This window comes from Streptomyces sp. A18 (assembly GCF_059026065.1).
Window position 1 is genome coordinate 1 of record NZ_JBWLKL010000022.1, and the last position, 10,767, is coordinate 10,767.

At 70.0% G+C, this 10,767-nt stretch carries 7 protein-coding genes; 2 read left to right on the forward strand and 5 right to left on the reverse strand.

Annotated features, from left to right (window positions below; translation table 11 throughout):
- Both AC5P1C_RS28035 and AC5P1C_RS28040 read right to left on the reverse strand, forming a co-directional pair.
- A partial coding sequence (locus AC5P1C_RS28035) for a maltotransferase domain-containing protein (protein WP_493868726.1) occupies positions 1-818 on the reverse strand: 818 nt, incomplete at its 3' end.
- A 344-nt stretch (positions 819-1,162) separates the two neighbouring features.
- Positions 1,163-2,377 carry a S8 family peptidase gene (locus AC5P1C_RS28040; protein ID WP_493868727.1) on the reverse strand — a complete coding sequence of 405 codons (1,215 nt, stop codon included), beginning with the start codon at positions 2,375-2,377 and terminating at the stop codon, positions 1,163-1,165.
- A 297-nt stretch (positions 2,378-2,674) separates the two neighbouring features.
- On the opposite strand from AC5P1C_RS28040, the gene AC5P1C_RS28045 reads away from it, so the two are divergent.
- Positions 2,675-3,130, forward strand: coding sequence for a nuclear transport factor 2 family protein (locus AC5P1C_RS28045; RefSeq protein WP_493868728.1), 456 nt, complete (start codon positions 2,675-2,677; stop codon positions 3,128-3,130).
- A gap of 31 nt (positions 3,131-3,161) precedes the next feature.
- On the opposite strand, the gene AC5P1C_RS28050 is transcribed toward AC5P1C_RS28045, so the two are convergent.
- Positions 3,162-3,593 (reverse strand): hypothetical protein, encoded by a 432-nt coding sequence (locus AC5P1C_RS28050; RefSeq protein WP_493868729.1) that lies wholly within the window; start codon positions 3,591-3,593, stop codon positions 3,162-3,164.
- 282 nt (positions 3,594-3,875) lie between these two features.
- Here AC5P1C_RS28050 and glgP point away from each other — a divergent pair, with 282 nt between their 5' ends.
- Entirely contained in the window at positions 3,876-6,506 is a 2,631-nt protein-coding gene (glgP, locus tag AC5P1C_RS28055) for an alpha-glucan family phosphorylase (RefSeq protein WP_493868730.1), read from the forward strand.
- Positions 6,507-6,616: 110 nt separating this feature from the next.
- On the opposite strand, the gene AC5P1C_RS28060 is transcribed toward glgP, so the two are convergent.
- Entirely contained in the window at positions 6,617-8,254 is a 1,638-nt protein-coding gene (locus tag AC5P1C_RS28060; RefSeq protein WP_493868731.1) for a M4 family metallopeptidase, read from the reverse strand.
- Between the two features lie 295 nt (positions 8,255-8,549).
- Positions 8,550-10,610 carry a M4 family metallopeptidase gene (locus tag AC5P1C_RS28065; protein WP_493868732.1) on the reverse strand — a complete coding sequence of 687 codons (2,061 nt, stop codon included), beginning with the start codon at positions 10,608-10,610 and terminating at the stop codon, positions 8,550-8,552.
- Positions 10,611-10,767: the final 157 nt, after the last annotated feature.

A 10,767-nucleotide genomic window follows, 5' to 3' on the forward strand; every position in this document is an offset into this window, starting at 1 on the left:
AACCCCATCGCCGCGATGGCGGGCAGCCGCTCGGCGGCGGTGCGCAAGGTGCCTGACTTGGGCGGCGCGCCCTCGCGCACGATCGCACCCTCCGAGCGCGGGAAGAACTCGTACCAGGACCCGAACAGCGCCCGCTCCCGCTCCACCAACAGCGGCAACGAAGCGCTCTCCGTGACGAGTTCACGCAGCGGGTGCTCGGCGATGACCGCGTCCACCTCCGGTGTGAGAGCGGCGGCCAGGCGCGCCGCGACGGGGCGTTCCGTGTCGCGCAGTGCTTCGGCGGCGGCGGTGAGGGTGGCGCGGCGGCCCTTGCTCACGGGGGTGTCGGCGGCGGCGCGTTCGTGGAGGCGGGCGCCTTCCTCCAGGACGAGTTCGGTGTCGATACCCGCCGGGATCTTGATGTTCGCGTGGTGCCGCCACTGGGCGAGGGGATCGCCCCACGCCTCGACGGAGTACGTCCACGTCCCCTCGGCGTCCGGGGTGACGTCGGCGCCCCACCGGTCGGTGCCAGGGGCCAGCTCGCGCATGGGCGTCCACGGCCCGGGGCGCCCTTCCGGGTCGCGCAGGACGACGTTGGCGGCGACCGCCTCGTGGCCTTCGCGGAAGACGGTGGCGGTGACCTGGAAGGTCTCGCCGACCACGGCTTTGGCGGGCCGTCGGCCGCCGTGCACGAGAGGCGCGACGTCCAGGACGGGTATGCGGCCGGTGAGGGGGAGGGGGCCTGACGGGGACTGCGGGTCCTGCTGTGGTGCCGAGGGCTTGGGCACCCTTGTGGGGGCCTTTCCCGAGGGCTTCGCCGACGGGCGAGTTGAGGGCATGACCGCTCCTGTCCGCGTTACGTAAGTGGGCGGATACGGGGGTGTGGAGGGGTTCTGCGACTGCGAGCCGCGCTTGCTGGCCGTACTGAGCCGGTTCTGAGACGTGACTGACCGTACTGAGCCGTGTGCGTACGGGGGAGCCTTCCCACCAATTTCGGGTGGGCAATCCGGCGCTTTGTTAACTACTGGTGCGTAAGGCCGCATACAAGGCCGGACTCCTGTCGAGGGTGCTTCGGGTAGCCCCAGGAGGCAAGACCATGTCCGCCCGCACACGCAGAACCGGCCCCGCCGTGGTGCGGCGGGGCCGGTTCCGTACTACGTGATGCCCTACAAGCTGTCGCGCCCTACGGGTTGTTGACCTGAAGCAACTTGTTAGGCGAGCCGAGGCCGGCGCCGGTCACCTTGCCCGTCGCCGCCCGGTCGGTCAGCGCCTTGCTCACCTGGGCCGGAGTGGCCGACGGGTGATCGGCCAGGTACAGCGCCGCCGCGCCCGCCACGTGCGGCGAGGCCATCGACGTACCCGAGATGGTGTCCGTGGCGGAGTCGCTCGTGTTCCACGCGGACGTGATGCCGACGCCCGGCGCGAACAGATCAAGGCTGCTGCCCCAGTTGGAGAAGCTCGCCTTGGCGTCCTTGATGTCGGTCGCGCCGACCGTGACCGCTTCCTTCACGCGGGCCGGCGAGGCCAGGAACGCGGGGAGCCCGTCGTTCCCCGCCGCGACCGTGTAAGTGACGCCGGACGCTATGGAGTTGCGCACGGCCGCGTCCAACTGGGCGTTGGCCGAGCCGCCGAGGCTCAGGTTGGCGACGGCGGGCTTCTTGGCGTTCTTCGTCACCCAGTCGATGCCGGCGATGACCTGCGCGGTCGTCCCCGACCCCGCGTCGTCGAGCACGCGGACGCCCACGACGTCCGCCTTCTTGGCGACGCCGTGGCTCTCGCCCGCGACGGTCGCCGAGACGTGCGTGCCGTGGCCGTTGCCGTCCTGCGCCGTGGCGTCGTTGTCGATGAAGTCCCAGCCGCTGCCGGCGCGCCCGCCGAAGTCCTCGTGCGTGGCGCGGATGCCGGTGTCGATGACGTACGTGGTCACACCCTGCCCCGAGGACTCGGGCCAGGTGTAGGACTTGTCGAGCGGCAGGTCCTTCTGGTCGATCCGGTCGAGCCCCCAGGAGGGCGGGTCCTTCTGTGTGTGGTCAAGGGACACGGTGCTGTCCTGGACCACGGTGGCGACCCTGGAGTCACCGGCGAGCTTCTTGGCCTGGGCCGAACCCGCCTTCACCGCATAGCCGTTGAGCGCGGTGCTGTACGTGTGGCTTATTTGCGCCCCGTACTTCTCGGCGACGCCCTTGCCGGCGTCCGACGGGGCCGAGGTCCCGCCCTTGAGCGTGACGATGTAACTCCCGCTGATGGAACCGGGCTCCCCGGCGCCGAGTATCTCCCCCAGAGGGGCATCGGCGGGGGCGGCGTGTGCGGGCAGCGTGATGGCCGAAAGCACCGCCGCCGTGGTGGCGGCGGTAACGGCTCCCGCCCACCGCAAACGCTTCGTTCGCGACAGAGTCATACGCTGGATTCCCTCCCCAACTTGATGTGCGCAGCGCGGAATTGGACCGGTGCGTACCGGATCCCCCGTTTCCTCCACGAGCGCCACTTGGCAGCGTCTCGTGCGGCATGAGGCCCTACAAGACCACAGGGCAGGGGGGAATCGGCCATATCGCCCGTGGGGGTGCTGTGAGGGTTGCGCCGATTTCCGGACGGATTCAGGATGCCTGTGACCGGGGCGGGGCCACGGGGTGACCGCCGGTACGTCGACGTCCGATTTCCGCCAGCCAGGCGGCGGCGCCGAGGTCACCCTTTCGACATGACCATGAAGCACGAAGCGCCCGCTCCGGACCCGCTGTCCGTCCTGACCAGCATGTACGAGGCGGAGTCCCGCTACCTCGCGGCCGGCGGCCCCGGCAGGGCCACGTTCGAGATGCTCGCCCCCTATTTCGCCCCGGATGTCGTGATGCACCAGGCCGAAGCTCTCCCGTACGGCGGAACCTGGCGCGGCCACGACGGCATGACGCGCTTCTTCCGCACCATGGCCGATGTGTGGGAGTCCTTCGAGATCGGCGAGCAGGAGTTCCTGGTCACGGGCGAGACCGTGGTCGTCCACACCCAGGTCCGCGCGCGGGCCCGCGCCACGGGGCGTGAACTCGCCTTCCCCGTACTGCAGACGATCACTGTGCGGGGCGGGCGGATCGCGGAGGTGCGGCCGTTCTACTGGGACACGGCGGCCATCGTGGCGGCGACGACTCCTGCGAAGACGCCTTAGGGCGTCAGCGGCCTCAGGGGCGTCAGCGGCGTCACAGCGCGCGACCGGAGACGAGGCGGCCTTCGACGGACTCCGCGAACACCGAACCACCCAGGTAGAGCGGCGTCGTCAGGGTGTCCGTCAGGCCGTCGATCGCCTTCGTGTCGGTCGTGGGGACCGTCCGCTGGGTGATGTTCTCCGCGTCACCGTCGAGGGGGACCGTGCGGATCTCGTAGGAGCCCACGGACAGGAGCCGGTCGCCGGAGAGGCCGAGGGCGCTGGGCGTGCCGCGGGCCGGGAGGTCCCACAGCTCCTTGCCGGACTTCCAGTCGTACGCGGTCAGGCGGTCGGGGAGCTGGGCCGTCTTGTCGGTGCTCGCGATGACCAGGACGCCCTTCTCGCCGACGACCGGGGTGACATCGGGCTGCTTGGCGGCCGCGACGGTGCGGCGCACGGCAAGGGTGCCGCTGTCGAGCACGCGCACGCCTTTGCGCTCCGCCGCCCCGTCCCCCCCCGCACCGCTGTGCTTCTGTGCCCCTGTCAACTTCCGTCCCGTCAGGTCACGTTACCCCGGCCCCTGGAACGTGCTCCCTGTGCGCCGTGGTGACGGGGGCGGCGCACCGCTAACGTCGATGCGACACGTCGGCGACGCGGATCTCCTGCGCACATCGGTCCGATCGTCGGTCCTCCGTCCGCCCGTCGATCCGCACGGTACGAACGCCCCCGTCATACGCCCCGTCAGACACCCTGTCAGAGGTGCAACTTGATGAAGGCCATCCGTCGATTCACCGTACGACCCGCCCTTCCTGAACCCCTCGCCCCGCTCTCGGAGCTGGCGCGCAACCTGCGCTGGTCCTGGCACACCGGGACCCGTGAACTGTTCAAGGCCGTCGACCCCGAGCGGTGGGCGGCCGCGGAGTGCGATCCCGTGCGGCTGCTCGGCAGTGTGCCGCCCGCGCGGCTCGCGCAGCTCGCCGGGGACGAGCCCTTCCTGCGCCGCCTCGCCGAGGTCTCGGACGGTCTTCGGGAGTACGTCACCGGGGCCCGCTGGTACCAGCAGCAGTCCGCCGAGCGGGGCGGTGAACTGCCGCGTGCCGTGGCCTACTTCTCGCCCGAGTTCGGCATCACCGCCGCCCTTCCGCAGTACTCGGGCGGGCTCGGCATCCTCGCGGGCGACCACCTGAAGGCGGCGAGCGACCTCGGGCTTCCGCTCATCGGGGTCGGGCTGCTCTACCGGCACGGCTACTTCCACCAGTCCCTGTCCCGCGACGGCTGGCAGCAGGAGACCTACCCCGTGCTCGACCCGAACGAGCTGCCCCTCTCCCTGCTGCGCGAGGCGGACGGCACCCCGAGCCTGGTGGCGATCGCGCTGCCCGGCGGGCGTGCGCTGCGCGCCCACGTCTGGCAGGCGAGCGTCGGTCGCGTACCGCTGCTCATGCTCGACTCGGACGTCGAGGAGAACGACGCCGGCGCCCGCGAGGTGACCGACCGGCTCTACGGCGGCGGCAGCGAGCACCGGTTGCTCCAGGAGATGCTGCTCGGCATCGGCGGGGTGCGCGCCATCAGGACGTACTGCCGACTGAGCGGGCACCCCGAGCCCGAGGTCTTCCACACGAACGAAGGCCACGCGGGTTTCCTCGGCTTGGAGCGCATCCATGAACTCGCCGCGCGGGGAGGGGAGTTCGACGCCTCGCTGGAAAGCGTCAGGGCCGGGACGGTCTTCACCACCCACACCCCCGTCCCCGCCGGGATCGACCGCTTCGACCGCGAGCTGGTCGCCCGGCACTTCGGACCGGACGCCGAGTTGCCCCGCATCGACGTCCAGCACATCCTGCGGCTCGGCATGGAGACGTATCCGGGCGGTGAGCCCAATCTCTTCAACATGGCCGTGATGGGCCTCAGGCTCGGGCGGTGCGCGAACGGCGTCTCCACCCTGCACGGCAAGGTGAGCCGCGAGATGTTCGCGGGCCTGTGGCCGGGCTTCGACCCCGAAGAGATCCCGATCTCCTCCGTCACGAACGGCGTGCACGCCCCGACCTGGGTGGCCCCCGAGGTGTTCCGGCTCGGTGCCCGGCAGATCGGCGCCCAGCGGACGGAGGAGGCGCTGTCGGTGGGCGGCTCGGAGCGGTGGGACGCGGTCGCCGAGATCCAGGACGCCGATATCTGGGAGCTGCGGCGTGAGCTGCGCGGGCAGCTGGTGACGGAGGTCAGGCGGCGGCTGCACGCCTCGTGGCGCGGGCGGGGCGCGGCGAGCGCGGAGCTGGGCTGGATCGACGACGTACTGGACCCCGACGTCCTGACCATCGGATTCGCGCGCCGCGTCCCCTCCTACAAACGCCTGACGCTGATGCTGCGCGACAGGGACCGCCTGATGGACCTCCTCACGCACGAGGAGCGGCCGATCCAGATCGTCGTGGCAGGGAAGGCGCACCCGGCGGATGACGGCGGCAAGCGCCTCATCCAGGAGCTGGTGCGCTTCACGGATGATCCGCGGGTGCGCCACCGCGTCGTGTTCCTGCCGGACTACGGCATGGCGATGGCGCAGAAGCTGTATCCGGGGTGCGACGTCTGGCTGAACAATCCCCTCCGCCCGCTGGAGGCGTGCGGCACGAGCGGGATGAAGGCCGCACTGAACGGCTGCCTCAACCTGTCGGTCCTCGACGGCTGGTGGGACGAGTGGTACGAGCCCGACTTCGGCTGGGCCATTCCCACGGCGGACGGATCGGCGACGTCCGACGACCGCCGGGACGAACTGGAAGCGGCGGCGCTCTACGACTTGCTGGAGCGCCGGATCACGCCCCGCTTCTATGAGCGGGGGCCCGGCGGTCTTCCCGACCGCTGGATCGAGATGGTCCGCCGGACACTGACGCGCCTCGGCCCAAAGGTGCTCGCGGGCCGGATGGTCCGTGACTACGTGGAACAGCTGTACGTCCCCGCCGCGCGGGCCCATCGTGCGCTGGACGCCGGGGTCGCGGGCGACCTTGCCGACTGGAAGGCGCGGGTGCGGCGGGCGTGGCCACGGGTGGCCGTCGACCACGTCGAGGCGACCGCCTTCGGCGCGACGGCCGAACTGGGGGCGACGCTGGGGCTGCGGGTCCGGGTGCGCCTCGGGGAGCTGACGCCGGACGACGTGGAGGTGCAGGCGATCGCGGGCAGGGTGGACCCGGAGGACCACATCGCGGAGGCGGTATCGGTCCCGCTGAAGCCGGTGGGCGCCCCCGACCCGGAGGGCAGCCGCCTCTACGAGGGCCCCCTGACCCTCGACCGAGCGGGCCCCTTCGGCTACACGGTCCGAGTCCTGCCGTCCCACCACTTGCTGGGAAGCGGGGCGGAGCTGGGGCTTGTGGCGGCGCCGGAGGAAGGCTCGGGGGAGGGGGCGGGGGTGCTGATGCGGTAGGGCGGCCTCAAAAGAACGCCGGCCGGGCTGAGAACCAGCCCGGCCGGCGTTTGAGGACCACCTCGGCGCAGCCGGTGACCAGCGGTGCTCGAGGTCAGCGGCCAGACGCCTTACTTGACGTTGACGCCGGTCCAGGCCGCGGCTACACCCTTGGCCTCCGCGGAGTCCGCGCCGTACAGGTCCGTCGCCGCCTTCAGCGTGCCCTCGCGGGCCGCCTTGTAGTCCGTCGTCGTCGTGAAGTACGACGTCAGGGCCTTGAACCAGATCTTCTCGGCCTTGTCGCGGCCGATGCCCTCGACCTTGGAGCCGTCGGCGGTCGGGGAGTCGTACTTGACGCCGTTGATCTCCTTCGCGCCGCTGCCCTCGGACAGCAGATAGAAGAAGTGGTTGGCGATGCCCGAGGAGTAGTGGACGTCTACGTTGCCCGCGTCCTCGCTCCAGTTGTCCAGGGAGTTGCCGTCCTTGGAGGGCTTGTCCATGTAGCGCAGCGGCGTACCGTCGCCGTTGATGTCGATCTTCTCGCCGACCATGTAGTCGGGGACGTCCTCGGCGTTCTTGGCGTTGAACTCGACCGCCGCCGCGAAGATGTCGGAGGTCGCCTCGTTCAGGCCGCCGGACTCGCCGCTGTACTCCATGTTGGCGGTCGCTGCCGTGACGCCGTGCGTCATTTCGTGCGCCGCGACGTCCATCGACGTGAGCGGCTTCTTGTCGCCCTCGCCGTCGCCGTACGTCATGCAGAAGCAGCTGTCGTCCCAGAACGCGTTGACGTACGCGTTGCCGTAGTGGACGCGCGACGTGGCGCCCTTGCCGTCGCCCTTGATGCCCTCGCGGCCGTGCACGGCCTTGTAGTAGTCCCAGGTCAACTGGGCGCCGTAGGCGGCGTCGACGGCGGCGGTCTGGGCGTCCTCCGGCTTTCCGGTGCCCCACGTGTCGTCGTCGTCCGTGACGAGCTTGCCCTCGCCGCTCTGGCCGTGGGCCAGGTCGTACGTCGAGTGGCCGCCGCGCGAGTCGTCGGTCAGCTCGAAGCCGCTCGATCCCTTCTTGGAGCCCACCTCGACGTCGCCGCTGTACTGGCTGTGGCCCGCGCCGTTCTCGATGGCCTGGTACTGGAAGAGCTTCTTGCCCGTGGCCGCGTCGGTGATGACGTGCAGTTTGCTGGGCGTGCCGTCCTTCTGGACGCCGGTGACGACGGTCTCGTGGGCGAGGACCGGCTTGCCGGACGCGGCCCAGACGACCTTGCGGGGAGTCTGCGCGTCGGCCTTCTTGGTGTCACCGGACTTGGACGCGGTCGACTCGGCCGAAGCGGCGGCCGACTTCTTCGCGACCTTCGCGGAGGTCGACGCCACCTTGATGGTGGCCTTGGCCGCCTTGGTCACGCTCTTGACCGAGCCGCTCTTCGCGGTGTGCACGACCAGGTCGCCGCCGAGGACGGGCAGGCCGTCGTAGGTGCGCTCGTAGCGGGTGTGCGTGGTGCCGTCACGGTCCTTGACGACGTCGCGTACGACCAGCTTCTCCTTCTCGCCGAGGCCGATCTTCTCGGCGGTGGCGGCCTTCTCCGCGTTCGCGTCCTGCAGCAGGTCCGCGCGCGCCGTGGAGGAGAGCGAGACGGGTGCGCCGGAAGGCGTGGCCGCCGCCCGGTCGGGCTGCGCGGAGGCTCCGGTGGTCAGACCGGCGGTGAGCAGGGCTCCGGCGGCAACGGCGGTGGCTATGGCCAGCGTTGTGCGCTTCCGGGATATGTGGGGGGTCACGCATGCTCCTTCTGTGGGGGGCCCGGACGGCGTGGGGGCTGTCCGGGCTGAAAGATGCGGTGCGGGTGTGCAGGTGCGAGTGCTGTGACTGTGCGTGGGAAGAGTGCCAGTTGGGCCAGGTTCATGTCAGGTCCCTGGACGCAGGTTGGCCAGAAATCGTCCGTTGAGCGATGGTCCATGTACGCAATGCGAACGGCGAGTTACGCGGCATCCCGTACGCATGGGTGCGCCGCTCCGGGGAGTCGGTCCACCCGGAGCGGCGCAGTCTGCATGTGCCTTCAGACCCCGTCAGGGCCTACGGGAACGTCAGCTTCCAGCTGTTGATGCGGCCGACGTCCTGCGCGGCCACGTCCTGCACCTTCAACTTCCAGGTGCCGTTGGCCACCTCGGACGAGGCGTCGACCGTGTAGGTCTCCTTGATGTTGTCCGCCGAGTCGTTCGCGCTCGAGTTCTTCAGGCGGTACGTCGAACCGTCCGGGGCCACCAGGTCGACGACCAGGTCACCGCGCCAGGTGTGGACGATGTCGACGCCGACCTTCAGTGCGGCGGGCGCGTTGCCCGTGCGGCCGGTGACGTTGACCGACGAGGTGACGGCCGCGCCGCGGTCCGGGATGGCCACGTCGGTGGTGTTCTCGAAGTCCGTGCCTCCGCTGCCGTCGCCGGGCCGCGAGCCGACGTTGACGCCGGCCCACGCGTGGGCCACCGCCTTGTACTCGGTGCTCGTGGTGCCGTAGAGCTCACCGGCCACCTCGAGCGTCCCGGCGCGGGCCGCGGCGTAGTTGGTGGTCGTGGTGAACTTCGTCGTCAGCGCCTTGAACCAGATGAGGGACGCCTTGTCACGACCAATTCCGGTCACAGGAAGGCCATCAGAGGTGGGCGAGTCGTACGAGACGCCGTTGATCACCTTTGCGCCGCTGCCCTCGCTCAGGAGGTAGTAGAAGTGGTTGGCGACGCCCGACGAGTAGTGGACGTCGATGTTGCCGATGCCCGAGTACCAGGAGTCCTTGGACGCACCGTCCTTGGAGGGCTTGTCCATGTAGCGCAGCGGCGTGCCGTCGCCGTTGATGTCGATCTTCTCGCCGACGTAGTAGTCGCCCTTGTCCTGCGCGTTGTTCGCGTGGAACTCCACGGCCGCCGCGAAGATGTCGGACGTGGCCTCGTTCAGGCCACCGGACTCACCGCTGTACGTCATGTTGCCGGTCGCCGCGGTGACGCCGTGCGTCATCTCGTGGGCCGCCACGTCGATGGACGTCAGCGGCTTGGCGTTGCCCGCGCCGTCGCCGTACGTCATGCAGAAGCAGCTGTCGGACCAGAACGCGTTGACGTAATTGTTGCCGTAGTGGACCCGTGAGTACGCGCCGACGCCGTCACCCCGGATACCGGAACGGCCGTGCACGTTCTTGTAGTAGTCCCAGGTCAGCGCGGCCCCGTAGTGGGCGTCCGCGCCCGCGGTCTCCAGGTTGGAGGCGTGTCCGTTGCCCCAGACGTCGTCCGGGCCCGAGAAGAGTGTGCCGGTGCCGGACGTGCCGCGGTTGAGGTTGTACGTCTTGTGGTTGCCGCGACCGGTGTCGGTCAGGGTGTAGTTCGACCCCGACTGGGCGGACCCCAGGGTGACTTGACCGCTGTACTGGGTGTTGCCCGTGCCGTTCTCGATGCCCTGCCACTGGAAGAGCTTCTTGCCGGTGGCCGCGTCCGTGATGACGTGCAGCTCGTTCGGGGTGCCGTCGTGCTGAAGCCCGCCGACCACCGTCTCGTACGCGAGAGTCGGCTCGCCCTCGGCCATCCAGACGACCTTGCGGGGCCCGCGGTCCGCGTCGGTCTTCTTCGACCCCTCGGCCTTCGCCGCGCCGAGCGCCTGCTTCTCGGCGGTGGCGGCCTTCACGTCGGCGCTGGTGTCGACGCCCTTGAGCTCGGCCTTCGCGGCCTTGGTGACGCCCTCGGTCTTCCCGGACTTCGCCTCGTCGACGACCAGGTCGCCGCCGAGTACGGGCATGCCGTCGTAGGTGCGTTCGTAGCGGGTGTGCGTCGTGCCGTCGCCGTCCTTGGTGACGTCACGGACGACGAGCTTCTCCTTGGAGCCGAGCCCCAGGTCCTTGGCCGTGTCCGCCTTCGTGGCGTTGGCGTCCTTGAGGAGCGCCGCACGCTGGGCGGGGGTGAGCTTCACGGGCAGGGAGCCGGGGTCGGCCTTGCCTATCTCGGCTGCGGCCCGGGTCTTGGCCGGTGATATCGCGGGGTCGTCGGCCGATGCCGGACCCGTCTGGACGGCCACCGCGATGAGTGCGGCGACGGCGGTCAGGGCGCCCGCGGCGGTGGCGCGTCTGTGGGAGGCAGGTCTGTGAGAGGTGCTTCTCAACACGGACTCCTTCTGCGTGGCCGCGGGGTGCGCGGCCAGGGGGACCGGGCGGCGCGGTCGTGCCGTCCGGGCAGAACAAGGCAGAACGTGGAGCAAGGCTGAACGTGGAGCAAGGCTGAACGTGGAGCAAGGCTGAACGTGGAGCAAGGCTGAACGTGGA